Below are 23757 nucleotides of genomic sequence, written 5' to 3'. Positions count from 1 at the left end.
TATTTAATTCTTATATGTATCAGTTTAAAAAGGATAAATAGATTCATAGTAAATCTATTTATCCTTTAAAATATATAGTTATCTAAGTATAGCTCTTTTCTTGACAAAAAGCACCTATTTACTCCTATCAGCTGGTGAAAATGCAGAGCCAATGATCTGATAATGACGGCGGAAAAGCCAGCGAATACCGTATGCCACCGCAGCAATTATCAAATTATATATTCCTGGTAAAACTGGATTAATAATTTGTAATGCCCGCAAAGACAGTACGCCAAAACAGATAAAGAGCAATGCCATCATTAAAATGAAGCCCCAAATTAATTTTGACCAGGGAATTTTACGATTTTTACCACCATTAGGTAAAACCCACTCATTATACTTGGTCATAAAAACACCTAATGCAGCACCAACAATCAGTAAGGTTAATGCACCCATCTCTGAATTATATTTGTTGTTCTTTTGGAATAAACCAATTAAGCCAAAAAGACCAAAGAAAAGGGCAACATAAAATAAAGCATTATCTGTGGCATATTGCCAAAACGGAATATCAGAAGCTTTCCGCTTTTTCGGCTTTAACATATCAGCAGCTTTTAATTTAGGTGATAGGCCGTAATATGTACTGGCCGGTTGACCATGACGCTGTGCGATTATTAAATCATTCAAAAGCTCATCTACTTTCTTTTGAGCATCTTCATGACTCATCTTGCCTTGTGTTTCAAGTTCTTTTTGCAAGCGAAAAACATAGTCAGAATTTTTATTACTGAGTTGTTTACGCAATTCAGCAGGCTGCATTTGTTTGACTTCATCATCTATATTTTGATTGATTACTTTTTCTTTTAGTTTTTCCTGCTTGCTAGTATCTATTTTAGCTTGTGCTTCAGTTTTCTTTTCTGCCATTATTATTTCCTAAACGTTAAATCTAAATTCAATAATGTCGCCATCTTGAACTTCATAATCTTTCCCTTCAAGACGCAACCTACCAGCTTCTTTAACTTTCTGCATGGTTTCATATTTGTCTAAATCCGTGTATGAAACTACTTCCGCGCGAATAAATCCGCGTTCAAAATCAGAGTGAATAACACCGGCAACTTGTGGTGCTTTCATGCCCTTATGGAAAGTCCAGGCACGAGTCTCAGGACCACCAGCTGTAAAGAAAGTTCTTAGTCCCAAAATATGGTAGGCTGCCCGGATTAAACGGTCAAGACCCGACTCAGTTACCCCTTCAGCTTCTAAAAACTCGGCTTTTTCATCGTCATCTAAGCCAGCAATCTCTTCTTCAGTAGCTGCGGATATACCTAAGCATTCAGCATTTTCACTTTCAGCGTGCTTTTTAACAATTTGATAATATTGATCTTTTTCGGGATCGGCCATTGAATTTTCAGCAATATTAGCAACATAAATAACCGGCTTGTCAGTTAACAAAAATAGGCCCTTAACAATTTTTTGGTCATCTTCATTAAACTTGATTGAGCGCACGGGTTTACCCTCTTCTAGAACTGGCTTAATTTTTTGCAAAACGTTAAATTCAGCTTTAGCTTCCTTGTCATTTTGCTGGGCAATCTTTTTAACCTTATTAATGCGGCGGTTAACAGCATCTAAATCGGCAATTGCCAGTTCTAAATTAATAGTATTGATATCTTCTTCTGGATCCACTTTACCGGTAACGGAAGTAATATTGTCATCTTCAAAAGCACGGACAACATGGATAATCGCATCAGTTTGGCGAATATTTTCCAAGAATTTATTACCCAGACCTTCTCCTTTGGAAGCCCCTTTAACTAAACCGGCAATATCAGTAAATTCAAAAGTAGTATGAACTATTTTTTTAGCGGGAATTAGTTCCTGAATTCTAGCAAGTCTCTTGTCTGGAACTTCCACCATACCAACATTCGGTTCAATCGTAGCAAACGGATAGTTGGCCATTTCCGCTCCCGCTTTAGTAATTGCGTTAAACAAAGTCGACTTACCAACATTAGGCAACCCAACAATCCCAGCAGTTAGTGACATTTTTTATCCTCTTTCTAAAACAAAATCAGTTATTATCTTGATTAAAGTGCGGTTGTGCTATTTCATTTTTAGGCACATAAAGCTCATTTTTAGTGTTGACCGGATCATTCGCCTTAGTTAAAACTTTTTTAAAGTTATGCGTAAACTTTGAACGCGGCATCATTACGATGTGGCCGCAGCCCATACATTTTAACCTGATATCTGCTCCTATGCGCAAGACTTCCCAGTCATTAGTTTTACAGGCATGAGGCTTTTTCATCAGTACCGTGTCCGCTAAACTATAGGAAATTTCTTTATTCATCAAGATCGACTCCCAGTACATCAAGTATTCTGTTTAATTCGGCAGTTGAAGAAAAGCCGATAGATAAATGACCACTGCCCTTTTTGCTTTCAGAAATATTGACAGTTGAACCCAATTTATTAGCCAGCTGATGTTCAGTAGCGCGGATAAAGGGTGACTTCTGCACTGTCTTTTTGCGGGGCTTTTTAGCATTAAGATTGGCGACCAGTGCCTCAACTTTGCGCACCGGCATCCCTTCTTTAACTACTTGTTTTGCTACTTCATCAATCTTGTCTTTGTTTTTCAAACCTAAAAGTGTTCTGGCCTGACCCATAGAAAGATCACCGTGCTGTAATAAATGTTTGGTCTTATTAGGCAAGGTTAACAGACGCAAGTAATTCGCAATATAAGGACGGGATTTGCCCATTCTTTTTGAAACTTCTTCTTGAGTCAGACCCAAGTTTTTTTGCAACATTTCGTAAGCCTGGGCTTCTTCAAGCGGTGTTAAATCTTCACGCTGCAAGTTTTCCAGAACCGCAACTTCCATCATTTGACTTTCACTAAAGTCACGCACAATTGCCGGTATAGTAGTTTTCTTAGCTAATTTAGAGGCGCGAAAGCGACGCTCACCGGCAATAATTTCATAGCCGTTAATAGACTTACGCACAATTATAGGCTGAAAGACACCATTTTCTTTAATTGAATCAGCTAGTTCTTTAAGCGATTTGTCATCAAAATTTTTCCGAGGCTGATATGGATTAGGCCTGATATCGCCCAAGTTTAAATCTTGAATTTCTTCCTCATTATTGTCTTCAATCTGCGGCTCGTCTTCAAACAGCGCTTCGATCCCGCGACCGAGACCACCATGCTTTTTGGTGTCCTTATTTCTTGAGTTTCTTGCCATGATTCTTCAACACCTCCTTGGCTAAATCATCATAAACTTCGGCACCACGAGAATTTGGCGCATATTCCGTAATTGCTTGACCATAACTTGGTGCTTCAGCCAGTTTGGTAATTCTGGGGATAATAGTTTTATATACTTTATCAGAAAAATAGGAACGTACTTCTTTAACAACTTCAGCACCCAGATTAGTCCGGGCATCTAGCATTGTCAGTAAAACTCCCTCAACTCCAAGGTCTTTGTTAAAGTGCTTTTGCACCAAGCGGATAGTGTTAAGTAACTGACTAAGACCTTCCATAGCATAATACTCACTTTGAACCGGAATCAAAATTGAATCAGATGCTGTAAAGGCATTAATAGACAATTGACCTAAAGAAGGCGGACAATCAATAAAGATAAAGTCGTAATTGCCACTAATTGAGTCTAAAGCTGATTTCAACCGCGTTTCTCGTGCCATCATACTAATCAGTTCTGTTTCCGCACCAGACAAATTAATAGTTGCTGGAACTAAATCCAGGCGATTAGTCGAAGTATGGAAAATCGTATCTTTAAGCGGAACATCATTAATCAAAACGCTATAAATATCTTGATCAATTGCGGACTTTTCAATTCCCAAGCCAGAAGTGGCATTACCCTGCGGATCAATATCCACTATTAAGACTTGATAACCGCGTTCTGCAATCGAAGCCGCCAAATTAATAGTCGTGGTCGTCTTACCAACGCCACCTTTTTGGTTAGCAACCGAAATTACACTCACCATATTTTCCATGCCTTCCTACTTTCTTTTTAATTCAATCGTAATCATATAATCATCAGGATCGTTATTTTCTTTAAACTTAACTTTAATGCCAGACTGCTGTGCAAGTTTTATTGCCTTTTTGATCGTATTAATCTGTACTTTTAAGTCCTTGGGAATGCGATTAGCTGCTCGTCTGGTCTTTTCAGCCTGCTCTTTTTCTTTGTCCTCAATTTTTTTGTCGGCAAAATATTGCTCTACATTTTTAACGATTTTCTCGGTATCACTCACATTAAGGTTGTGAGCCAAAATTTCATCGAGAACGCGGCTCTGGTCTTTTTCACTAAGCCCGACTAAACAACGACCATGACGAGGAGAAATTTCACCACTGGCCAAATAACTCTGCACCTTAGGTGTCAGCTTTAGTAGGCGCAACTTATTCGCTACATAAGATTGCGACTTGCCAATATTTTGGGCCAAAGTTGTTTGAGTTAAATTATTTAACTTCATGAGATTATTATAGGCCTGTGCTTCATCAATCGGATTTAAATCTTCTCTTTGCAGGTTTTCTATTAAAGCTAATGAAGCAGCTTGACTATCATCCATATTGTTAACGATAGCCGGAATTTTTTCCCAAGCAAGATGCTTTGCGGCCCGCAATCTGCGCTCACCAGCAATAATTTCATAATCATCACCCTTTTCACGCACAATAATAGGTTGAAGCAAACCATCTTTATCTAAAGTCGTTGCTAATTCACGAATTGATTCTTCAGAAAACTCATGTCGTGGTTGATATGAATTAGGTTTAATTTTACTTAGTTCAATATCTTGAACTTGTTTATTTTTAGGTATTTCTTCATGATGACGCAAAGAAGAAAATAATGACATTTTGAGTCCCCCTGTTTAATGAATTGGTTTGCGGTGCGGCGTACCCGCCTGCCGCGGATATTTTTTGGGTGTAGGCTGCACTTTTTTTATCAAGATTAGCGTGCGATCTTCACTGCTTTGAGGCAGTTGCAATTCTTTTATGGCAATTGCCTTGCCGCCTAAAGTTTTTAAAGCTTTCTGACTAGATTTTAATTCATCTTCAGCTTTTGGTCCCTTGAGAGCGATAAAATTGCCGTTTTTCTTAACTAGTGGCAAACAATATTCACTCAACACAGCCATGTTGGCAACAGCCCGGGCAGTTACAATATCAAACTGCTCACGATATTGTTTGTTTTGGCCCACGTCTTCAGCGCGACCATGAACTAAAGCAACATTTTTTAAATTTAGCTGGCTGATTAACCCTTGCAAAAAATTCAACCTTTTACCCAGAGAATCGACGATCGTTACCTGCAATTCCGGCAACATAATTTTAAGCGGAATTGATGGAAAACCAGCACCCGCACCAACATCACACAAAGACTGGGACTTTTTAAATATTTCGCCAAACATTAAAAGAGGCGTAATACTATCGAAAAAATGTTTTAGGTAAACATCATCTTTTTCTGTTATGCGAGTAAGATTAACTTTTTTATTAGCTTCAATCAGACTGGTAAAGTATTGGTTAAATTGGTTGATTTGATTTTCATTTAATTTAAAATTACGTTTTGATAATTCTTGGACAAATTGTTCAGGATTCATTTTTCACCCGTGAAACCTTGTTTCACACCCTCTAAATTTAACGCTAAAAATGGCTTATTGTAAAGTCAATGCATCCCTTTAATTATGAAATATTTTTCGACTGTCGTCAAAGTCTAAACGCATAAATTAAGCTATAATATCGTCAAAGGAGATTAATATGATTGTTACTCTAATTGTTCTGGCTTATTTGGCACTAAAAACTTATAAAGGATTTCAAACAGGCTTTACCAGACTAATCATCAATTTGGTATTTTCTGCTATTGTCTTCATTGCCGCAATCCTTTTTCAGAATCCTGTTGGCAATTGGCTTTACAGTCAAATTACGGGACAGAATATTCAAACCACTCTAACTCCTGGAACCAACTTAATGCTTTTCCGTTTTTTAGCATTTTTTGTTATTGTCTTTATCGGCAAGATGGTGGTTAAGATTTTTAAAGGATGGGTGCCAAATAAAAATCCTCATGCAACTAATTTTGGCAATTTACTTGATAGCGTATTAGGTGCTTTTGCATCCTTTTTTGCCAGTTACTTTTTCGTTTATATTATATTGTCAATGCTTAATGCTTTACAAAACCCGTGGTTTATCCAGCAGACCCTTGATTCGTCATTTATCCGTTTCATTATTTACAACACTCCCGGTTTATCCAATGGTTTGTTTAACAGCATTTTTAGCATTAGTCGAACAGCTGCTTAAAATAATTAAATTTAGAACTGTTTTTTAATAAAATTGTAAATAGCGCCCTTATCATTACCTTTTAAGAATAAGAACATACTGTAAATAAAAAGTGCCCTTCACGGCACTTTTATTTACTACTTTTGAAAATTGTCATACTCAACGTGTTCATCATTATATACAAAGACAGCTCCAATGCGATCAGGATCATCATGCCAACCAGCAAGCGGCTTTCCTGCAAAGAACAGTCTCTTGCATTCGATTTCTGCTTCAACTGAATACTTGGTAAAGGTAGTGACTCCAGCTAAATTTGTTTCAACTGGATAACCAGTCCGTGGGTCAATTAAATGATGATATTTATGGCCGTCAACTTCCAGGTAGCGTTCATAAGTGCCACTAGTAACCGCTGAACATTCTGGCACCATTACCGAAGCAATATTATTGCCACGAGGCTCTTTAGGATCTTGCACTCCTACTGACCACTGACCGCTAGTCCTTTTAGGTGAGTCGCCAACAAGTAAAATGTTGCCGCCAAGATTAATAATTCCGGCATGAACACCGTAGGCCAACCAAAAGTCCTTAATGCGATCCGCGATCCAGCCCTTGGCAATACCTCCCAGATCTAATTCCATTCCTGACTTTTTCAAAAAAACGGTTTGGTCAGCGTCATTCAAGTCAACACTAAAAGGATCAATTAGCTTCATCCTTTCTTTAATCTGATCAGCAGTTGGAACATGGGCCCCCTTAAAGCCAATTGCCCATAATTTAACGACTGGACCAATTAAAGCATTGAAGCCAAAATTTTCCCGGCTTTTTTCTACCGCCAATTTGATCAAATCATAGGTACCACTGGAAACTTGCACTGGCTGTTTACCAGCCGCATGATTTACATCCATAACTTCAGATTCATCACGATTAACTGTTAATAAATCTTCATAATGGTCAATCAAATTAAAAGAGTCGTTAATGACATTTTTATCGCGCGCTCCAAAGATTTGTAAGGTTATTGATGTGCCTAAAGCATGATGCTGTCCCACTTGTTGTTCTAAAGTTAAATTTTTAATCATTGATTTTATCCCTACTTTTCCAAATAGTTTTCTCTTATTTTTTCTTTCATCTGCTCATCGATTCTTAATTGGTTGTCAATATAAGAATCCATGCCGCCATAGTTTTCATTGATTGTAATCAAGCTCGTATCAATATACGCATTGGCTACCGAACCCAAAATACGCATGTTGGCACGGAACTTATCATTTTCTCCAGCTCTTTTAAGGCGCTCATCACGCACCTTGCGGTAATCGTTGAGCATTAAGTTGGAATAAAGATAATCCTGCCGAATCGTCTCTAGATCTACTCCTAAAATGTGAAGCAATATTACAGTTACCAATCCCGTCCTGTCTTTACCTTCCGAGCAATGGTATAAAACTGAGCCATGAGTCGTTTCAGCAATTAAACTGACAATTTGGTGAATGCTATTCTGTGCAAATTTATTGCTGACATGATCATGATATCTTTGGCACATTGTATAAAAACCCGCATATTGATCATGGCGATATTGCTCAAATTCTATACTCCTATCAAGGCCATTGCCACCAGTATTGTCATCAGCTGACAATGGGAATTCATAATGAGCAACCCCTGGTATATTTCGGTCAGGGTTAGCCTTGCACTCAGCTGGTGAACGTAAGTCAATAATTTTAGTCAAACCATTAGCAAGCAAAAATTTTTCATCTTTTAATGATATTTCACTTATGTTGCCAGTGCGCAATAATCGCCAACTTTTGATTTTATGGCCGCCCAGGCCAATATAGCCGCCCAAGTCGCGGGGATTACGAACAGATTTTACAGGTAAAACGACAGGTTTTGTCATGCCAACTTCCTTTCAAATCAAAAATAACCGGATAGGATGCTCCTATCCGGTTATTTTACTCTCTACCAGTTAAACTGGCAAAAGTTTATTTATGTGCTTGCTCAACAAACTTGAAGAAGTTATCCATCATGCCATCTAACTGCTTGATAGTAGCTTCATCAGTCAATTCTCCAGTTTCTTTGTTAAACTTATCTGGAGCCTGACCAATTAAAACTTCGTTGCCTGGCAATACATTTGCACTCATATCAGGTGAAAGCAAAATTTCACGCATATCTTCTTGAGCGCGACCAGTACCTTGTGCACCGTATGATGCACCAGCAACAGCAACTGGCTTCATCTTCATAACATTAGGACCTGCATGTGAACCAAGCCATTCAAGACTGCTCTTTAAAGCAGCAGGAATAGTATGATCATATTCAGGGGTAGTGATTATGATACCATCAGCACTCTTAACGTCTTCAATCCAAGCCTTAATAGTGTCATCAGCCATTTCTGTTCTGCAGAAAGGTGTCAATTTATCGACTTCTTTTACTTCAATATCTGCTTTGTCACTATAATGCTTGGCAATAAATTGTGCCAAAAAGCGATTATAGGAAAAGGGTGCATTTGTACCAACAATTGCTAATATTTTCATTCTCGACCCTCCTACTTAGTTACTTGTGCGTACCAACTATCAACTTCATCGAAAAATTGACCTAGGAATTTAACAGTTGACTCATCTTTCAAGTCACCATTATCATCAAATTGAGTTGGTGCAACACCCATCATGAATTCATCACCATTAAAGACCTTAGCGCCAAAGCCTGGTGCAGTCAACAAACTCTTCAAACGACTTTGTGAACGAGAACCACCTTGTGGCATTGGTGAAGTTGACACAATAGCAACTGGCTTGCCCTTAAATGGGTGAGTTACACAAGATAACCACTCAAGTGCGCTACTTAAAGCACTGGTAACAGAGTGTTGTTGCTCAGGAGAACCGATTAAAACCAAATCAGCGTCCTCAATTTCTTTACTCAAGGTTTGGATTGCTTCTGGAGCATCTTCACCCTCTTTAAACATTGGCAACCCTTTAACAGTTGCAAACTTAAAATCATACTTGTCGGCAAAATGCTTAGAAATAAATTTAAGCAATGCCTCATTAAATGAATTATTGGCATTTGAGCCACATAATGCAAGGATTTTCATAAAAACCACCTTTCAGGAAAACTAATTTCAAAACTAATTATAGCATATCCGTATCTTTTTAACATGTTCCTTGTTTCAGATAGTTTTAATAATTTAATAACTGCTCACAAGCAAACATTCCCTTGCTAATAGAGCATTAAAGTCTATTTCTTATCTTTGTCTTCATTAGTATCAAATAAAGAAACTTTACTTGTCTTGCTTAGCCAGTCATTTAAGATTGCATCATTAATCTGTGCTGTTAAAACATTTATAATTTGTGTTTGCGAAAATGTTGCAATTTTATTAACTATTAATGAAGCAATACCACTGGTGGTAATCCAGTTAGCAATGACAACACTTCTAATCCTATCCTCGGAATAATTACTATCTGGATACTGCTCTCTAAATTTTTCAATACCAAAATTAATTAATGTATCGGCGATAATTTTACTACCAAATTTACCGTCAACAAACATTGCTCTAAAAAGATTTTCCTGCTCCTTAGCAAAATCAATATATGATAAATCCATATCTATTAATGGTTTACCAGTATAACTTTTTTGCAAAATATTATTCTTTAAGTTGTCCGCAATTTTACGCAAAACCTCTTTGCGCAAATCTTCCATACTATTAAACTCAAGATATAAAGGCTGAGTGGAAAAATGACCAGCCTTGGCAATATTGCGAGCAGTCAAACTCTCAATGCCGTCTTTAACAACCATTTTGTAGGCAATACTTAAAATCTTATTTCTTCCTATTTCTTTTTTTCTAGCCATTTTGGTTTTCCTTGATTATCTTTAAAACGTACTATTTTATAAACCAGTTTTCTAGAGACAGTATTACTACTATCGAAATTCTATTTAGACAAATATTTGAAATGAGTCAATTAGTCCTCATTATTTAAAAACTCGTCATAATAAGTCGAAACCATGTCGCTTACTTCTTCTTTGCTTAGACCTTGCGCAGCGCAATAGGAAAAGAAAGCAGCAGAAAGAATATACCCTCGTTCAGAATCATCTGTTAGATTGTCTGAAAATGTCATATTAATGCTGTGGTTTTGGTAATCGGTTGACAACTCAATCGACTTATCTTCTGGGATATCATTCATTACTATACCTCTACATAAAAAGCCTTACTCAATAATATATTATACTCGTATCGCTAATAAATAAAATAAAAATTATACCAAATTAAAACATATACTCAAAAATACTTTTTTGTTATTTTAGCAAAGAAATCATTATTTCCTGGTAATTTACTCAAGCAGTTAAAAAACAAATTAATAACTCTGCTTTTAATTACATTAGTTATCTTACTGCAAAAAATAACATTTTCTTTTCACTATTAAGAATAGTAAATTTAAAAGTACTTTGTCAAGGGCAAAGTACTTTTTTCTAACACAAAAGAATTAATGATTTTTCTGCTAAATTTAAACTTTTTGAAAACAATTTTAATTAATAACATTGTTCATGCTAAACTAGAATTATTACAAATAATAAAATTACTATTAATAAAAAAAGATTAGTTGATTTTTCGCTTTTAATTAAAATAATTTTCGTAGTTATTTTTTATATTGTTATTTTTATTTACGAAATTTAATAACTAAATTTCTTGCTTTATATTGCCATCCATCATTTCATAAATATGGTCTGCGTATTGCTTTAGCCTTGGATCATGCGTTACTAATAATACCGCCTTGTTATAGTCTTTTGCTAGTTTTTTAAACAATTGGCCCACCTCTGCCACATTTTCACTGTCAAGTGAAGCAGTAGGTTCATCGGCCAGTAAAATTTGTGGATTAGCGTAAAGAGCACGTGCAATTGCTGCTCGTTGCTGCTGACCACCTGATAATTCACTCGGATATTTATTAAGTAAAGAACTGATACCAAGCTGTTTTAATAATTCCTGCAATTTTTCTTGACTGATATTGCCTTTTTTCTTTACCTTATTAACTAGTTCAAACTGCTCTCTAATTTTTAAAAAAGGAACTAAATTATAAGCCTGCAATACAAAACCCAGCTGCGTTAGTCGTAAATGATCACTTGCTCTCGCGGAAATACGTGCAATATTTTGACCATCAACAAAGACTTCTCCAGTAGTTGGCTTCTGCAAAGATCCGGCTATCGTTAAAAAGGTACTTTTCCCAGCTCCTGAAGGCCCCATGATTAAGACTACTTCACCTAGGTTGGCCTTAAAATTGATATTTTTTAGAGCAACCACTTGTGCAGCTCCAGTGCCATAAACTTTTTGAACATTTTTTAATTCGATAATTGCCATATTATTCACCTATCGCCTTTGCCGGATCGACCTTTAAAATTGATCTGATTGGAATTAAGCTACCGATAATTGCCGTTAACAGCAAGCCTACTGCACCAGTCAGAATAATTTTTGGCGTGAAGCTGACAGGAACCGCGGCCGGTAAAACTTTAACTGTCACAAACATTGCTGCCAAGCCAATGACTAATCCAGCAAGAACTAATATAATTGCCTGGCTAACGGTTGCTTTTATTAAAGTGCTGCTGGGAATCCCCTGTGCACGCATGACCGCATAATTATGCATTTTCTGCATTGTCAAAATGTACAGGAAAACTGCGATTATAATTAATGAAATAATGTATAAAAAGCCGATCATTAGTTCAAAAGTCATATTTTGGGCTATATATCCTGGAAGTTTTTTAATAAATCGGGCAATAGGATATGTCTTGCTATCTTTATAATTATATTTGTATTGCTGATCACGAGAAATTATAGCTGAAGCCTCTAAAGTTGGCATCCCTTGCCGCAACTTTTTCCAAGACTCCAATGTCCCGTAAATAATTGGAGCAATATTAATTTTCGCATTTTTAACAAAACCAACAATTTTGTACTTTCTACTTGAGCCGTTTAGTGCCAGTTTGTCACCTATCTGGTAGCCTTTAGTTTTAAAGGCTTGATCAACAGCCACCTCATAATTCTTTTTCGCTCTTCTACCAGCAATAAGTTCCTGATCATGATAGATAAACTGCTTCTTTTTAACTCCAATAAATTGTGCTGAAATTTGGGGACGTCCGGCTTTCTTAACTACGACTGGAATTTGACCAAGCAATGCTTCATCTTTAGATAGTGTTGCTTTTTTTAAATCAGTTTTGGTTAAAAAAGACTGACTCATACTTACGTTAGCATTTTTATTTAAGACTACTTTTTGAGCATCCCAAGATTCCAATGCCTGCGTATTTTCACTGGCCAAGCCAGTTGCTAGTGCCGATAAGACAAATATGAGATAACTAATCAAAAAAATCATTAAGATTATTAACCCATAACGTAGTTTCTCTCTTTTTATTTCTTTAATTGCTAAAAACATTAGTTCTTTCCTTTGTTTAACAGTTCCAAGCTCGCTTTAAAACGAGTCATAATTGCCTTTTTTTGAACTGGATTTGTTAATACTAAGCGAATGGTGGCATGACTGAGCACCATTGCACTCCAATTCTGCGGATCTAATCCAGCTAGTATTTTTGGTGTAAAAGGATGACCAGGCGAACTTTCATTATACAAGATATGCATTTTTATTAATCCAGCATATGTACTTGCCTGCATTTCTTCAATAAAATGAACAACATTGTCATAATATTGCTGTGCATCAAACTGCGCTTTTATTTTTATGGGCAAATGAATACTTTTTAGAGCTAATTCATACATATAATGGTATGCATCCTCTAAATCAACAAAATATTTGTAAAAAGCTCCGCGTGCGATGCCCGTTTCTTTCACTATTCGCGCTACTTGTGCTTTTGCCAAAGGATAGTTGCTGAATTCTTTTAACAACGCACTTTCAATTTTTTTCTTTTTGCCGGCAGGCAAGTTAATAAAAGTTGACTTAGCCATTTTCCTAATCATCTCCCTTTGTCATAAGTGACATCGTGTCACTTTATAAAAATAATAGTTCATTTATTTTTAGTCGTCAATTATAATGCTCGAATATTTGTTTTCATAAAAAAAGCCTCTTGAATGAGACTTAATACGCTATTCAAAAGTTAAAATGCGGTTATAATAATTTACCCGGGGAATACCATCACGGTAGGAAACTTTGGCTAAAGCGCAATTATCCATGGTTTCAAAATATTTCATATCACCATGCGTAAAGTAGTGGGCAAACATCATTCTGATCAAAGTACCATGACAAAATACGAGCACCTTTTTAGTCAAGTAATTCTTTTTCATATCATCTAAAAAACTGCCGCACCTTCTATCCAGAGCTACAAAAGATTCGCCACTTGGTGCATATTTAATATAGTCAGCTGCAGCCTTGCCCCAAGGATCAATGGCATCAGGATATTTTTGCCCTAGCTCTGAAAGAAAATGACCATCCCATTCGCCAAAATTAATTTCAGTTAACCTCTGATCAATTTTTATTTCTTTTTGTCCTTTAGTAAAAATTTCAGCGGTTGTCAAAGATCTCTTTAAAGGACTTGAAAAAACTACATCAAATCCCGCAGGATCAAAATTCGCAGCAGCTTTTTCAGCACATGCACGACCAGTCTCATCTAAATCATGATCAAAAACCGAACCTTGAATACGACCGGTTTTATTTAAATCTGTCTGACCGTGGCGAACAAAAACAATTTGCATAATAACCTCACATTTCTATATCTTAAATTTTAGCGCCGTTTAAAATCGAACTTTGTCCTGAAAACATAAGTGTTATCAGTACTAACTTTCGGCTCAAACACAAAACCAAAATCATGAAAGTCCTGCAGTTGCTCCGGTTCAGTTAATTGGTTTTCAGCAATATAGCGCACCATTTCTCCGCGAGCCATCTTGGCATGCACCCCAACTGTTTTCCACTGACCGTTTTTCGTTTCTTGAAAATCAACAGTAATCATCTGCCTGCCATTCTTAACGTATGGAGTAACATTGCGCGAATATTCTTTAGAAGCCAAATTAATGAGTATCTGATCTTCATCAAAAAGATTGTCCGCAATTGTCGTGCCCCAAAATCGGTATAAGTTGGGCTGTTTAAACCCCTTTACCTTGTTTTTCATTTCCAATCTGTATGGCCACACGCCATCAAAAGGTCGCAAAACACCGTACAGACCTGATAATATACGGACATTCTCTTGCAAATAAGACAGAGCGGGTTTAGTGAACAGGTCGGGAGCCATATATTGATACTGAATGCCAGAATAAGAAATAATGGCAGGAGTTAAACCATCTTTTTGATTCAAGTTTAGAGTTTGAATTTGCCTTTGCCCTTCTTTAGTTGTACGCTCACTAGATTGCCAAATTTTTTGTAATTCGTTAAAACTGCATTTTTTTAGAAAAACAGCTAATTCTTGAGCTTGAGCTAAAAATTGCGGGTGCGTCCTTGCAGGAAAAGAGTCATTATCAACTGTCATTTTCATTGCCGGTGAAATAATAATTTTCATCTTTACCACCTTTTGGGTTAAACTTATTAATAATATCTACTGAAGGAGAGAAATCAATGAATCCTGATTTTGCCATCGTATTAAATTTTAAACTAAAAAGCGCAAAAGATGTAGACGCTGATTTTTTAGTTAAAACTGCTCGCAATATTGGAGCCCGGGCTGTCAGCGTTGACGCTTATCAAACCGACTTTGAAAAAGCTTGTGCAAAATATACTATTGCTTTAGTCGATGCAGAAACTATCCAAGAAAGTTGTGATTTAGTCCCAGCGGATCCAATTGCAAAGCTTGTAGCCAATCGTAAAGATGGGCAAAATACGATAATTAATATTCCGGTCACAGATAATGGTAAGTTGTCTTCTGCAACTGAAGAAATGCTTAAGCAAGTCAACAACTGGATGCATCTTTTTGGCCATGCTTTTAATGAAAGCGAACCTTGCGCGCTTAAAATAAGTGGGGTTGTTGAAAATAATGCTTTTGTATTACAAAATAGACACGTGCACTACCAAAAGTATCTTTTTATCAAGGCTCCCCTGCCAGAAACTATTAAAGTCCATGGTTTAATAAATAAGCCTAATCGCATCGAAATGATTGAGAACAGGACTGAGCTGGATTTCACTTTTGCTGATGACGAATTGAGCATCACCTTAAAGGATGTGCCTGCAAGTGATTTTACCTGGCAGGTAATTCGGATTCAAGAACACCGACCAGAAGACGATATTAAAGAAACTAAATATTAGCAGCTTAACAATTTTAAATTAAAAACTGATAAACCTTGTTAAAATTATGCGGCTTGAATAAGAATTCAGTCTACATCGTCAAACAAAGATTTATCAGTTTTTTTAATGATTCAATTTTTAATTTTTACCGTTGGCCGTAATAAGCATTCGGACCATGTTTACGGTAATAATGTTTATCTAGCAAATACTGCGGTAATTCGGAATTCTGATGGGTTAATTCTAAAGTGTGAAAATCTTCTTCTGCCACTACTTCCAATACTTTGGCATTATAAACTGCCTTAGCCGCATTTTCACCCCAAGCAAACGGGCCGTGTTGACTGACTAAAGCTGCTGGTGTAGCTTCGTAATCAAGATTACGCTCTTTAAAGGTACGCACAATTGTCTTACCGGTATTGCCTTCATAATCTTCTTCTATTTCTGCCTTAGTCAAGGCATCAGCAGCCGGCACAGCAGTATAAAAGGTATCTGCATGAGTTGTGTTTAGTGCAGGAATATCCATTTTGGCAGCCGCAAATGAAACTGCCCATGGTGAATGGGTGTGCACAATTCCACCAATTTTAGGAAAATGATTATACAAATAAGTATGGGTTGGTGTGTCTGATGACGGATTTTTGTCTCCTTCAACTACGTCTCCTTTTAAATTAATAACCACCAGATCCTCTGGCTTCAGCTCCTCATAAGGGACCCCAGAGGGTTTAATTACAAATAAGCCTTGCTCTCTATCTATTCCTGAAACATTGCCCCAAGTAAAAGTCACCAAATTTAACTTGGGTAGTGACATGTTAGCCTCATAGACTTCTTCTTTCAATTTTTCCAGCATCATATTCTCCTTTAACTTACCTTTTCTTGAGTAATGCCTACCTGTTTAAAAATATCATCAAAAAATTTCTTGGCACTTTTTACCTCATCAAGTGCATTTTCATCACCGTTATCTCCAGACCACATTTCAATAGTAAAACTGCCATTGTAATCTAATCTGACTAAAGTACGGAGTAAACCAGTAAAATCAACGCAACCCTGACCAAAAGGTACATTCTTAAATTGACCCTTAAAAGTTGGAGTAACTTTTTTACTGTCTTTTAAGTGAATTGCACAGATAGTATCAATATATTTTTCAAGTTGCGCTGGCACATCGTTTTCCGGCCAGGCACTCAAATTGCCTAAGTCAGGATATGCCTGCAGCCACGGGCTTTTAGCTAAATCATGATAATGGGCAATCTTAGTCAGGCTGTTAATAAAGGGATCATCCATCGTTTCAATTGACAGCATAATATTTTTCCTAGCTGCCATATGGACGCATTTAATCAGATTTTCAACGTAATATTCTCTGGAAGTCATAGTCTTTTTTTCATAAAAAACATCATAGCCGGCCATTTGAATATTGTGAATTCCCAAATCGACACAAAGATCAATTGCTTTTTGCATCATTAACAAGGATTTCTCGCGAATTGCCGGATCAGCTGAACCTAAGGGAAAGCGTCGGTGACCCGATAGCATGAGGTTATTTATCCTGGTATTTGTCTCCCACATTAGATTACGGATTTCACTTCTCTGGTCTCGTGTCCAATCTAAGCGTGTTAAACGTTCATCGCTTTCGTCAACGGAAAATTCTAAAAAATTAAAGCCCAAGTCATGTGTTAATTCAAAAGTTTCCCGCCACGACAAGTTCTGGGGCAAAGCTTTTTCATAGATTCCTAAAGCATTAACTGTCATTTTTCTCTCCTTATATTTATTAAAAAAGGGAAAATGAACGTTCGCTCACTTATCCCCTTTTTTAGTATTTAATTAACCCCAAATTCTGTTAATTTCGTCTTTAAACTGTTTGGCAACAGCGTGTGGGTCATCTGCTTCTCTGATAGCACGACCAGCGATAAAGGTATAAACTGGAACTCCCTTAAACAGCTTTAAAATTTCAGGATGAACACCACCGGTAACTGAAACCTTAAAACCCATATTGATCAGATTTTTGACATTTTCAACGTCCTGCTGCGACCATTTTTGGCCAGCAAACTTGGCGTCACGACTTTGATGGTAAACTACCTGATGAATGCCGTGATCAAGCCACTCCTGCATTCTTTCTTTATTGTCCCAGCCTTCGTAAAGTTCAACTTGAACTTCAATTTCCTTTTGAGCATTGCTCATAGTAGGAACAGTAGCCGCGTTAATACATGTCATCCAATCAGCACCGGCATCTTTGCATGATTGACCACACTTAGTACCAGCATCAGCACATTTAATATCAGCCAGCAAGATTTTATCTGGTGCCATTGCACGTAGGTTCCTAACAGCACTTAAACCGTCTCTATAAACCAGAATAGTTCCCGCTTCTACAACATCAATTACGTCTTCAACTTTACGCAAAACATCTATTGCCTGCGCTGTATTGTCACTGTCTAAAGCTACTTGTAATTTTGGTAAGTCCATTATTTTCTCCTATTACTTTTTAAACTTTGTGGGAATGTCAGAAGCATTTACTTTATCTTCAACTTCTTTAGCTGAAATAACATTTTTTATGCCAATGACCTCACCGCCACGCTTTTTAACTTCATCAAACATACTGATAAATGGAATTGAGGTAAAAACTACGTCATAGTTACGCGCAATGCCTTTTGCTTCTGAAATAGAAGTATGATCAGCTTGAGTTACTTGGTAGCCCATCTTTTCCAATGTCTTCTTGACGGTCCGTAGCAGCATTAAGCTTGTTCCTGAACCATTAGCACACGCAGTCAAAATCTTCATATAGAATCGTCCTTTCTATAGTTATTCTTCTTTATTATTTAATTTCTTCCATGCTGGGTAATCTTCAGTGATCATGAAGTAACCTTCAGGATCGGCACGGTATTGTAATTGTGGAATAGCTAAAAGCATAATGATGATTACTGCTACACCGATATAGCCGAGATATTTCATGATTACAGTGAAGAATGGCCAAACAGTAGCCCAGTCAAACATGCCGAGGTAGCCACCGTATCTTGCCATCCCTACCCAGGTAGCAATTAAAGCTGAACCTGCAACTTGGATTAAACCGGAAATGAACGGCATAATCATCGCACACTTATAGCCTCCACGGTCATTTGAATACAGGCCGATAGCGGCATTGTCAAAGAACAGTGGAATAAATCCGGCTATAACCAAAGTTGGTGAGTGGAAAACAAGCAATAAGATAATCATGGTAAATTGGCCTAATGCGCCAAACATAAAACCAATAGTTTGTGCATTTTGGGAGCCAAAACCTAAGGTGGCAGCAACGTCAATACCCGGTACAGCTCCTGGCAGCCAGCGATCTGAAATTCCCGTGAAGGATTCAGTTAATTCATTAACGAAAGTTCTAACGCCAAGCTGAAGGATTGCCAGATAAACTGAGAATTGCAGGGCTGTTTGCAAAATGTAAAAGACAAAACTTTGTCCTTTTTGCATAAAGTGAGCCTTGGTTAAATAATCTGGCCCCAAAACTACTAAAATTGCGCCGATGAAAATCAACATTAAGATTGAAGTTGATACCATATTGTCATTAAAGATTGACATAAAACTTGGCAATTTAATGTCTTCAAGTCGTTTGTTTTTACCCTTGCTCTTTTTTACCGAATGCTTTTCAATCATTTCGGAAAGCTTGGCAAAAAAGTAAATACCAAACATCTGCTGGTGAGCAACAGCAAAACCGGCTCCATCAGTTAATTCTTGAGTGATACCAACTGTTAGGTTTGAACCCACAGCCCAGTAGAGTCCTAAAATCAAACTCATGATTGCTAAAATCGAAAAGCGGTTTAATTTAGGAAAACAGAATAATATCAACCAAAAGGCAGTTGCCGCCTGCTGCACCTGTACATTGCCCGTAGTAAACACGGCCCGCAGCTTAGTGTATTTGGAAAATCTGACCAATAAAATATTAATAATATAGGCAAATAACAGTAATAGCATTGTGTCCGCAAATGAACGGCCAAAGCGTTGCATGATGCCGGCGTTAACAGCATTTTGTCCAAAATACGGGTCGATAATCATCGCACTAAGATGAAAACGATCTTTTAGGCCTACAAGAATCGGCCTAAAAGTGTTAACTAAACCTCCAGAACCGGCAGCTAATATAAAGTAGCCAACTGTAGCCTTTAAAAAACCTGACAGAACTTCATACCACTTTTTACGTTCCAAAATATAGCCAATGAGAACGATGAAACCGATCATGAACGCTGGTTGATTTAAAACATTAGTGGCAAAGTAGCTCCAAATAGCTAATAAAGCATTTAAAATATTTTGCATTTTTCTTACCTGCTTTTTTCTTTACTCTTATCATGTTTTTGCATGACTTTTTGATAATCTTGTAAATTCTTCACTTTACGTAGGTCTTCAATCATGTCATCTTCCATCAGCAAGTTGGAAAGGTTAGCAATATTTTTCATATGAGTAGGGTTATCTTTAGCAGCCAGCATAAAGAATAGTTGCGCATCTTTTTCTGGATCATTTGGGTCAAAGGAAACTGCTTCTGGAAATATTGTCAGACCAATACCAGTACCTAAAACCTCCGAACTGTTGGCTTGCGAATGGGGCATTGCCACACCGGGAACAATCACAATATACGGTCCATATTGTTTGACGTCTGCAATTACCTGATCAATATATTTATCCGTGACAAGATTATTTTTCTTCATTATTTCACCGGATATCCTGATGGCTTCCTGCCAATCTTTCGGGTGTTTCTGACTGATATTAATCAAGTGATTTTCTAAAAAATATCTGAGCATGATTTCCTCCTACCAAATTTTTAATGAAAAAAAGAATTATAGTAATTCTGGGAATGGTAAGTCAGGATCATTCTTAAATGCATCATGAAAGCCACGATCGTACATATATTCAAATTTATCTTTATCTTGAGGGAAGTTGAATTCGCCACCGACTTGCCAAATGTAAGGTTTAAATTGATATTGTAAGCGGTTCTTTTTTCTGTTCCACAGAGCCAAAATATCTTTAGGGTCGCTATAGAAGTTCGTCCAAATGTCATAGTGCATTGGGATAATAACTTTTGTTTTTAAAGCTTCTGCCATGCGCAAAACTTGTGAATCATCAAGTTTATCCGTAATTCCGCGTGGATTTTCACCATATGCACAAAGGGCAACGTCAACCTTATTTTCGTTACCATGTTTCACAAAAGTGTTAGAATAGTGTGAATCGCCTGAATGGTATAAGTTTCCACCCGAAGTTTCTACGAGGTAGTTAACTGCTACTTTGGCCATTTCTATTGGCTTAGTACCTGCCAATTTAACGTTCGGATCATCTTCTGTAACAAGTTCAGTCCGGTCGAAAGCTTCCAAAGCCTTGATTGTCACTGAACCAACCTTAACTTCATCTCCAGGTTTAACTACAGTGATTTTTTCTGATGGAACGCCCCATTCTTCCCATTCATCAGCTACGCCTTGAGGACCAATAAATTTTGCATTAGGGCAAAACTTGTTAACACAGGCTGCTGTATAAATATCCAAGTGGTCGTGGTGAGTATGAGTGACACACAGTGCATCTAAATCTTTGATGGCAAATGGGTCAATTACGTACGGTTTATTACGTAAATTAGGTTGTAAAGCCTCTCCACCTGTCATTCTCATCATTTGGTGACCTTGACGCATCTTGCCGTCGCCATGAGTGTGTTTACCAGTACCGTTCCACATATCAATTGCAATATTTGTGCCCTCATGTGTTTTGAGCCAGGTACCCATGCAGCCTAGCCACCAGATTGCAAACGATTTTTCAGGTACCTTTTTTGCAGCGATTTGCTCGTTTAAGAAAGTGCCCCATTCTGGGAAATTATTTTCTGCAAAAACTTGCGGTGTCACTTCATTAATATTAGTTGGTTTCGTCATTTTTTCCTCCTATGTTCTTTTTATCCTTGTTTTCATGTTAAATTATATTGTAGTATGTTATCGCTTTCAACCATATTAAAAGATAATTATTAATTTTTATGATATTTTTACAAAAAATAAGATATTTTATTGATAATTATCATATTTTATGGTAATTTTTGTTACTGAAAATAAATAGTTGTTATTATGGTGAAAATTTAAAATGAAGAACTCGTATCAAGAAATCAAAAATAGACGCCAAAAAATCATTGATTTACTTAACCACCAAAAAGAGATCAGCTTAGATGAATTGAGTCAAAAGCTGAACGTTTCTATCATGACAGTTCGCAGAGACTGCAGCAATCTGGCTAATCAAGGCAAGATATTGCAGGAAAAGGGTATCATCTCGTTAGTAAAGCCAGAAGAAGTTCCTTTTACTGATTCTGTCAGCTACATTAAACAAAGGCTCGGTGAAGAAGCAGCTTCTCACATTGAGAAACATAATTGGGTCTTTATCAATTCAAGTACTACCGCTTTTGAGGCGATTCCGTACTTACTCAAAAAAGACGTTAACATTTTAACCAATAATGGCTATGCGGGTAATTTAGACATGCGAGCCAGTAACAGCCAAATTATCCTAAGTGGTGGTAACGTCTCTCGCAAAATGATTATGAGCGGTGACTTGGCAGTTGAACCGTTTTTAAAAATATTTGCTGACTGGGCAATTATCGGCTGTGCGGGTTTAAGCCTGGAACGGGGCATTTCAACACCTTTTATGGAAGAAGCAAAAGTAAACAAAGCTATTATTAAACAATCTCGTAAATTAATAGTAGTTGCTGATTACAGCAAATTTAACCAATTTTCTAATTTTGTAATCGGTCAGGCCAGTGATATAGACTTATTGATCACTGATTCTTTTACGCCCAGAGATACGGTTGAAGGGTTTATCAAAAATGGTGTGCAGGTTATTCAAATACAATTGTAAGCACAAAGCAGGGGTAAAAAGTTTGTTACTTTTCACCCCTGTTTTAATTCGTTCAGAAATAAAGTTTGCTTATTTAAGATATTCCAGCAGCTGCTTAATGTCCGTTTCTTTTTTATCTTGCGAAATATTTTCATCATTCAAAATTTCAATTGCATGTTGCACTATTGAATAAATCTGCTTGTCGTCATTACTATCAATCACCAAATAACTTATTTTAAAGTAAGATTCTAAATTTGACGTATCTTTTTCGTCTAGTGCTTTTTTAATTAAAAATCTAAAAATTGCCTTCATATTGCGTGTCTTTTTACGTTTTTCCTGTTTTTTATCATAAACAGGTAAAAATAAAGCAACACATACCGCAGCGATTTCTGCAGCTGCAGTAACCCACTCTGACAAAGGTCCTATACTCATAATCTTCTCCCTTAGTTATTATACAAGTCTTGCTAAAATGAAAATTAGGATTTTGTTTCCAAACACTTTTTCACTTTAATATATATGGTTTCTATTATATACATTTATATAAAAACTTGCACTTTTTATTTCTATATGCGATATGATTATATTAAGGAACTAATTATTTTATTTAGGAGGTAAAATATGCAGTATAAAAAGCCTTTTTATAAAAAGATATGGGTTTGTTTTGTAGTAGTTTTTATAACTTTTTTCACTAATTTTGTTTCTGGCAACATAGGTATACAAAATGCACAACAAACAGTTATTGCAAAATCAACAAAAGTAGTAAAAAGTAATGCGAAAAAAGGAGTTACTGAAAAAGTAACTGTTAAAAGAAGAAAAGTTACTCGCAAAAGAAAGCAAAAAAGACGCAAAGGTATCGCCAAACGTAATGTACGTAAAGTCTATATAGCTCCTAATTCGGGGAGAAGATACCATTTTAATCCGAATTGCCGTGGTCTGCGAAGAGCACACAGAAACATAACCAAAATGTCGTTAAAAAGGGCTATTAGCCAGGGTTACACCTTATGTAAATGGGAAGATTAAGGAGAAGAATAAATAATGATTAAAATCGGTTTTAGAAAGCCTAGTTTAAGAAGGTCTATTTCTGCCAGAACAAAGGGAAGAGCAACAAGGGCTATAAAAAGAGCCATTATTCCCAACTATGGTAAGCGTGGTATGGGTTGGGCTCATCCAAAAAGAAAGTTATATAATACAATTTACCATAAGACTACCTTTGATACTCGTAAATTATTTATTCATGACAGTTCTAGAAAAAACAAATAAACATTAAAAGAGCCAATTAATTCCAAAAAAGTTAACAATAGTTTCTCTGAAATGAACAAAAAAGCATAGTAAAATACTTCTAACGCATTAGCTAAGATTGCTATACACAAAAAGACTGATAAATCAGCGTTTCACAAACGAAATTTGTCAGTCTTTTTTATTATATTAAAGTTTCCAAATCCACTATTACCACAATCATTGCATTATGTTTACCATTGCTTTTTAGTATAAGATGTTGTTTCTTCTATTGAAGTGAATAATCATGAAATAGTGACATCAAAGTTAACGTGAGAATTGTAAGTTAATTAGTTA

At 36.6% G+C, this 23757-nt stretch carries 31 protein-coding genes; 5 read left to right on the top strand and 26 right to left on the bottom strand.

Annotated elements, in window-relative coordinates; genetic code table 11:
* Nucleotides 1-114: 114 nt before the first annotated feature.
* Genes H3U49_RS05680 through rsmG form a run of 7 tightly spaced genes read right to left on the bottom strand, consistent with a single transcriptional unit; the run spans nt 115 to nt 5550 of the window.
* On the bottom strand, nt 115-897 hold the full coding sequence (locus tag H3U49_RS05680; protein ID WP_198180356.1) for a DUF1129 family protein: 783 nt from the start codon (nt 895-897) through the stop codon (nt 115-117).
* A gap of 9 nt (nt 898-906) precedes the next feature.
* Nucleotides 907-2007 (bottom strand): redox-regulated ATPase YchF, encoded by a 1101-nt coding sequence (gene ychF / locus H3U49_RS05675; protein ID WP_198180354.1) that lies wholly within the window; start codon nt 2005-2007, stop codon nt 907-909.
* A 25-nt stretch (nt 2008-2032) separates the two neighbouring features.
* Nucleotides 2033-2308 (bottom strand): DUF951 domain-containing protein, encoded by a 276-nt coding sequence (locus H3U49_RS05670; protein WP_198180352.1) that lies wholly within the window; start codon nt 2306-2308, stop codon nt 2033-2035.
* The gene (locus tag H3U49_RS05665; RefSeq protein WP_198180350.1) at nt 2301-3191 is read right to left on the bottom strand and encodes a ParB/RepB/Spo0J family partition protein; all 891 of its coding nucleotides are present in this window, start codon (nt 3189-3191) and stop codon (nt 2301-2303) included. The genes H3U49_RS05670 and H3U49_RS05665 overlap by 8 nt, the downstream gene beginning before the upstream one ends.
* Nucleotides 3169-3948 carry a ParA family protein gene (locus H3U49_RS05660; protein ID WP_198180500.1) on the bottom strand — a complete coding sequence of 260 codons (780 nt, stop codon included), beginning with the start codon at nt 3946-3948 and terminating at the stop codon, nt 3169-3171. Before H3U49_RS05660 ends, H3U49_RS05665 begins: the two co-directional genes overlap by 23 nt.
* A gap of 15 nt (nt 3949-3963) precedes the next feature.
* Nucleotides 3964-4812 (bottom strand): nucleoid occlusion protein, encoded by an 849-nt coding sequence (gene noc / locus H3U49_RS05655; protein ID WP_198180348.1) that lies wholly within the window; start codon nt 4810-4812, stop codon nt 3964-3966.
* A gap of 15 nt (nt 4813-4827) precedes the next feature.
* The gene (gene rsmG, locus H3U49_RS05650; protein ID WP_198180346.1) at nt 4828-5550 is read right to left on the bottom strand and encodes a 16S rRNA (guanine(527)-N(7))-methyltransferase RsmG; all 723 of its coding nucleotides are present in this window, start codon (nt 5548-5550) and stop codon (nt 4828-4830) included.
* A gap of 157 nt (nt 5551-5707) precedes the next feature.
* Here rsmG and H3U49_RS05645 point away from each other — a divergent pair, with 157 nt between their 5' ends.
* Nucleotides 5708-6244 (top strand): CvpA family protein, encoded by a 537-nt coding sequence (locus H3U49_RS05645; protein ID WP_198180344.1) that lies wholly within the window; start codon nt 5708-5710, stop codon nt 6242-6244.
* 116 nt (nt 6245-6360) lie between these two features.
* On the opposite strand, the gene H3U49_RS05640 is transcribed toward H3U49_RS05645, so the two are convergent.
* The 11 genes from H3U49_RS05640 to yaaA form a co-directional block, all read right to left on the bottom strand.
* A complete protein-coding gene (locus H3U49_RS05640) occupies nt 6361-7290 on the bottom strand; it encodes an FAD:protein FMN transferase (protein WP_198180342.1) in 930 nt (309 codons plus the stop codon).
* A gap of 11 nt (nt 7291-7301) precedes the next feature.
* Entirely contained in the window at nt 7302-8093 is a 792-nt protein-coding gene (locus H3U49_RS05635) for a tyrosine-protein phosphatase (protein WP_198180341.1), read from the bottom strand.
* Between the two features lie 85 nt (nt 8094-8178).
* A complete protein-coding gene (locus H3U49_RS05630) occupies nt 8179-8727 on the bottom strand; it encodes an NADPH-dependent FMN reductase (RefSeq protein WP_198180340.1) in 549 nt (182 codons plus the stop codon).
* 11 nt (nt 8728-8738) lie between these two features.
* Nucleotides 8739-9278 (bottom strand): NADPH-dependent FMN reductase, encoded by a 540-nt coding sequence (locus tag H3U49_RS05625; RefSeq protein WP_198180339.1) that lies wholly within the window; start codon nt 9276-9278, stop codon nt 8739-8741.
* 143 nt (nt 9279-9421) lie between these two features.
* Nucleotides 9422-10033 (bottom strand): TetR/AcrR family transcriptional regulator, encoded by a 612-nt coding sequence (locus H3U49_RS05620; RefSeq protein WP_198180338.1) that lies wholly within the window; start codon nt 10031-10033, stop codon nt 9422-9424.
* A 110-nt stretch (nt 10034-10143) separates the two neighbouring features.
* Nucleotides 10144-10365 (bottom strand): hypothetical protein, encoded by a 222-nt coding sequence (locus H3U49_RS05615; RefSeq protein WP_198180337.1) that lies wholly within the window; start codon nt 10363-10365, stop codon nt 10144-10146.
* A 494-nt stretch (nt 10366-10859) separates the two neighbouring features.
* Complete coding sequence (locus H3U49_RS05610; RefSeq protein ID WP_198180336.1) at nt 10860-11534, bottom strand: ABC transporter ATP-binding protein; 675 nt, start codon at nt 11532-11534, stop codon at nt 10860-10862.
* 1 nt (nt 11535) lies between these two features.
* Nucleotides 11536-12597: an ABC transporter permease gene (locus tag H3U49_RS05605; protein ID WP_198180334.1), complete on the bottom strand. Its 1062-nt coding sequence runs from the start codon at nt 12595-12597 to the stop codon at nt 11536-11538.
* A complete protein-coding gene (locus H3U49_RS05600) occupies nt 12597-13118 on the bottom strand; it encodes a TetR/AcrR family transcriptional regulator (RefSeq protein WP_198180332.1) in 522 nt (173 codons plus the stop codon). Before H3U49_RS05600 ends, H3U49_RS05605 begins: the two co-directional genes overlap by 1 nt.
* Before the next feature lie 138 nt (nt 13119-13256).
* Nucleotides 13257-13862 carry a histidine phosphatase family protein gene (locus H3U49_RS05595; protein WP_198180330.1) on the bottom strand — a complete coding sequence of 202 codons (606 nt, stop codon included), beginning with the start codon at nt 13860-13862 and terminating at the stop codon, nt 13257-13259.
* Nucleotides 13863-13891: 29 nt separating this feature from the next.
* Entirely contained in the window at nt 13892-14659 is a 768-nt protein-coding gene (gene yaaA, locus H3U49_RS05590) for a peroxide stress protein YaaA (protein ID WP_198180328.1), read from the bottom strand.
* A 56-nt stretch (nt 14660-14715) separates the two neighbouring features.
* Between yaaA and H3U49_RS05585 the strand changes: the two genes are divergently transcribed.
* Complete coding sequence (locus H3U49_RS05585) at nt 14716-15396, top strand: hypothetical protein (protein ID WP_198180326.1); 681 nt, start codon at nt 14716-14718, stop codon at nt 15394-15396.
* Between the two features lie 124 nt (nt 15397-15520).
* Here the strand turns inward: H3U49_RS05585 and H3U49_RS05580 are convergent, their stop codons facing one another.
* The 7 genes from H3U49_RS05580 to ulaG all read right to left on the bottom strand — a co-directional run bounded on the left by H3U49_RS05580 (nt 15521) and on the right by ulaG (nt 21242).
* Entirely contained in the window at nt 15521-16216 is a 696-nt protein-coding gene (locus tag H3U49_RS05580) for an L-ribulose-5-phosphate 4-epimerase (protein ID WP_198180324.1), read from the bottom strand.
* Between the two features lie 11 nt (nt 16217-16227).
* Nucleotides 16228-17109 (bottom strand): L-ribulose-5-phosphate 3-epimerase, encoded by an 882-nt coding sequence (locus H3U49_RS05575; RefSeq protein WP_198180322.1) that lies wholly within the window; start codon nt 17107-17109, stop codon nt 16228-16230.
* 72 nt (nt 17110-17181) lie between these two features.
* Nucleotides 17182-17820 (bottom strand): 3-dehydro-L-gulonate-6-phosphate decarboxylase, encoded by a 639-nt coding sequence (locus H3U49_RS05570; RefSeq protein ID WP_198180320.1) that lies wholly within the window; start codon nt 17818-17820, stop codon nt 17182-17184.
* A gap of 12 nt (nt 17821-17832) precedes the next feature.
* Entirely contained in the window at nt 17833-18135 is a 303-nt protein-coding gene (locus H3U49_RS05565; RefSeq protein WP_198180318.1) for a PTS sugar transporter subunit IIB, read from the bottom strand.
* A gap of 21 nt (nt 18136-18156) precedes the next feature.
* Nucleotides 18157-19650, bottom strand: a complete 1494-nt coding sequence (locus tag H3U49_RS05560; RefSeq protein WP_198180316.1) for a PTS ascorbate transporter subunit IIC — start codon at nt 19648-19650, stop codon at nt 18157-18159.
* Nucleotides 19651-19655: 5 nt separating this feature from the next.
* Nucleotides 19656-20132: a PTS sugar transporter subunit IIA gene (locus H3U49_RS05555; protein ID WP_198180314.1), complete on the bottom strand. Its 477-nt coding sequence runs from the start codon at nt 20130-20132 to the stop codon at nt 19656-19658.
* A 36-nt stretch (nt 20133-20168) separates the two neighbouring features.
* Complete coding sequence (gene ulaG, locus H3U49_RS05550; protein ID WP_198180312.1) at nt 20169-21242, bottom strand: L-ascorbate 6-phosphate lactonase; 1074 nt, start codon at nt 21240-21242, stop codon at nt 20169-20171.
* Between the two features lie 202 nt (nt 21243-21444).
* Here ulaG and H3U49_RS05545 point away from each other — a divergent pair, with 202 nt between their 5' ends.
* Nucleotides 21445-22206: a DeoR/GlpR family DNA-binding transcription regulator gene (locus tag H3U49_RS05545; protein ID WP_198180310.1), complete on the top strand. Its 762-nt coding sequence runs from the start codon at nt 21445-21447 to the stop codon at nt 22204-22206.
* A 69-nt stretch (nt 22207-22275) separates the two neighbouring features.
* Here H3U49_RS05545 and H3U49_RS05540 read toward each other — a convergent pair whose 3' ends face one another.
* Nucleotides 22276-22617, bottom strand: coding sequence for a hypothetical protein (locus H3U49_RS05540; protein WP_198180309.1), 342 nt, complete (start codon nt 22615-22617; stop codon nt 22276-22278).
* Between the two features lie 186 nt (nt 22618-22803).
* Between H3U49_RS05540 and H3U49_RS05535 the strand changes: the two genes are divergently transcribed.
* Nucleotides 22804-23205: a hypothetical protein gene (locus H3U49_RS05535; RefSeq protein ID WP_198180307.1), complete on the top strand. Its 402-nt coding sequence runs from the start codon at nt 22804-22806 to the stop codon at nt 23203-23205.
* A gap of 15 nt (nt 23206-23220) precedes the next feature.
* On the top strand, nt 23221-23445 hold the full coding sequence (locus H3U49_RS05530; RefSeq protein WP_223896702.1) for a hypothetical protein: 225 nt from the start codon (nt 23221-23223) through the stop codon (nt 23443-23445).
* Nucleotides 23446-23757 lie beyond the last annotated feature (312 nt).

This window comes from Lactobacillus sp. W8174 (genome assembly GCF_016100975.1).
In the GTDB taxonomy this organism is placed as follows: domain Bacteria; phylum Bacillota; class Bacilli; order Lactobacillales; family Lactobacillaceae; genus Lactobacillus; species Lactobacillus juensis.
This window is presented reverse-complemented; position numbering and strand designations above follow the sequence as displayed.

Excerpts from the sequence above, each read along its gene's own strand:
- H3U49_RS05680 (WP_198180356.1), bottom strand. The coding sequence starts at position 897 with ATGGCAGAAAAGAAAACTGAAGCACAAGCTAAAATAGATACTAGCAAG.
- ychF (WP_198180354.1), bottom strand. The coding sequence starts at position 2,007 with ATGTCACTAACTGCTGGGATTGTTGGGTTGCCTAATGTTGGTAAGTCG.
- H3U49_RS05670 (WP_198180352.1), bottom strand. The coding sequence starts at position 2,308 with ATGAATAAAGAAATTTCCTATAGTTTAGCGGACACGGTACTGATGAAA.
- H3U49_RS05665 (WP_198180350.1), bottom strand. The coding sequence starts at position 3,191 with ATGGCAAGAAACTCAAGAAATAAGGACACCAAAAAGCATGGTGGTCTC.
- H3U49_RS05660 (WP_198180500.1), bottom strand. The coding sequence starts at position 3,948 with ATGGTGAGTGTAATTTCGGTTGCTAACCAAAAAGGTGGCGTTGGTAAG.
- noc (WP_198180348.1), bottom strand. The coding sequence starts at position 4,812 with ATGTCATTATTTTCTTCTTTGCGTCATCATGAAGAAATACCTAAAAAT.
- rsmG (WP_198180346.1), bottom strand. The coding sequence starts at position 5,550 with ATGAATCCTGAACAATTTGTCCAAGAATTATCAAAACGTAATTTTAAA.
- H3U49_RS05645 (WP_198180344.1), top strand. The coding sequence starts at position 5,708 with ATGATTGTTACTCTAATTGTTCTGGCTTATTTGGCACTAAAAACTTAT.
- H3U49_RS05640 (WP_198180342.1), bottom strand. The coding sequence starts at position 7,290 with ATGATTAAAAATTTAACTTTAGAACAACAAGTGGGACAGCATCATGCT.
- H3U49_RS05635 (WP_198180341.1), bottom strand. The coding sequence starts at position 8,093 with ATGACAAAACCTGTCGTTTTACCTGTAAAATCTGTTCGTAATCCCCGC.
- H3U49_RS05630 (WP_198180340.1), bottom strand. The coding sequence starts at position 8,727 with ATGAAAATATTAGCAATTGTTGGTACAAATGCACCCTTTTCCTATAAT.
- H3U49_RS05625 (WP_198180339.1), bottom strand. The coding sequence starts at position 9,278 with ATGAAAATCCTTGCATTATGTGGCTCAAATGCCAATAATTCATTTAAT.
- H3U49_RS05620 (WP_198180338.1), bottom strand. The coding sequence starts at position 10,033 with ATGGCTAGAAAAAAAGAAATAGGAAGAAATAAGATTTTAAGTATTGCC.
- H3U49_RS05615 (WP_198180337.1), bottom strand. The coding sequence starts at position 10,365 with ATGAATGATATCCCAGAAGATAAGTCGATTGAGTTGTCAACCGATTAC.
- H3U49_RS05610 (WP_198180336.1), bottom strand. The coding sequence starts at position 11,534 with ATGGCAATTATCGAATTAAAAAATGTTCAAAAAGTTTATGGCACTGGA.
- H3U49_RS05605 (WP_198180334.1), bottom strand. The coding sequence starts at position 12,597 with ATGTTTTTAGCAATTAAAGAAATAAAAAGAGAGAAACTACGTTATGGG.
- H3U49_RS05600 (WP_198180332.1), bottom strand. The coding sequence starts at position 13,118 with ATGGCTAAGTCAACTTTTATTAACTTGCCTGCCGGCAAAAAGAAAAAA.
- H3U49_RS05595 (WP_198180330.1), bottom strand. The coding sequence starts at position 13,862 with ATGCAAATTGTTTTTGTTCGCCACGGTCAGACAGATTTAAATAAAACC.
- yaaA (WP_198180328.1), bottom strand. The coding sequence starts at position 14,659 with ATGAAAATTATTATTTCACCGGCAATGAAAATGACAGTTGATAATGAC.
- H3U49_RS05585 (WP_198180326.1), top strand. The coding sequence starts at position 14,716 with ATGAATCCTGATTTTGCCATCGTATTAAATTTTAAACTAAAAAGCGCA.
- H3U49_RS05580 (WP_198180324.1), bottom strand. The coding sequence starts at position 16,216 with ATGCTGGAAAAATTGAAAGAAGAAGTCTATGAGGCTAACATGTCACTA.
- H3U49_RS05575 (WP_198180322.1), bottom strand. The coding sequence starts at position 17,109 with ATGACAGTTAATGCTTTAGGAATCTATGAAAAAGCTTTGCCCCAGAAC.
- H3U49_RS05570 (WP_198180320.1), bottom strand. The coding sequence starts at position 17,820 with ATGGACTTACCAAAATTACAAGTAGCTTTAGACAGTGACAATACAGCG.
- H3U49_RS05565 (WP_198180318.1), bottom strand. The coding sequence starts at position 18,135 with ATGAAGATTTTGACTGCGTGTGCTAATGGTTCAGGAACAAGCTTAATG.
- H3U49_RS05560 (WP_198180316.1), bottom strand. The coding sequence starts at position 19,650 with ATGCAAAATATTTTAAATGCTTTATTAGCTATTTGGAGCTACTTTGCC.
- H3U49_RS05555 (WP_198180314.1), bottom strand. The coding sequence starts at position 20,132 with ATGCTCAGATATTTTTTAGAAAATCACTTGATTAATATCAGTCAGAAA.
- ulaG (WP_198180312.1), bottom strand. The coding sequence starts at position 21,242 with ATGACGAAACCAACTAATATTAATGAAGTGACACCGCAAGTTTTTGCA.
- H3U49_RS05545 (WP_198180310.1), top strand. The coding sequence starts at position 21,445 with ATGAAGAACTCGTATCAAGAAATCAAAAATAGACGCCAAAAAATCATT.
- H3U49_RS05540 (WP_198180309.1), bottom strand. The coding sequence starts at position 22,617 with ATGAGTATAGGACCTTTGTCAGAGTGGGTTACTGCAGCTGCAGAAATC.
- H3U49_RS05535 (WP_198180307.1), top strand. The coding sequence starts at position 22,804 with ATGCAGTATAAAAAGCCTTTTTATAAAAAGATATGGGTTTGTTTTGTA.
- H3U49_RS05530 (WP_223896702.1), top strand. The coding sequence starts at position 23,221 with ATGATTAAAATCGGTTTTAGAAAGCCTAGTTTAAGAAGGTCTATTTCT.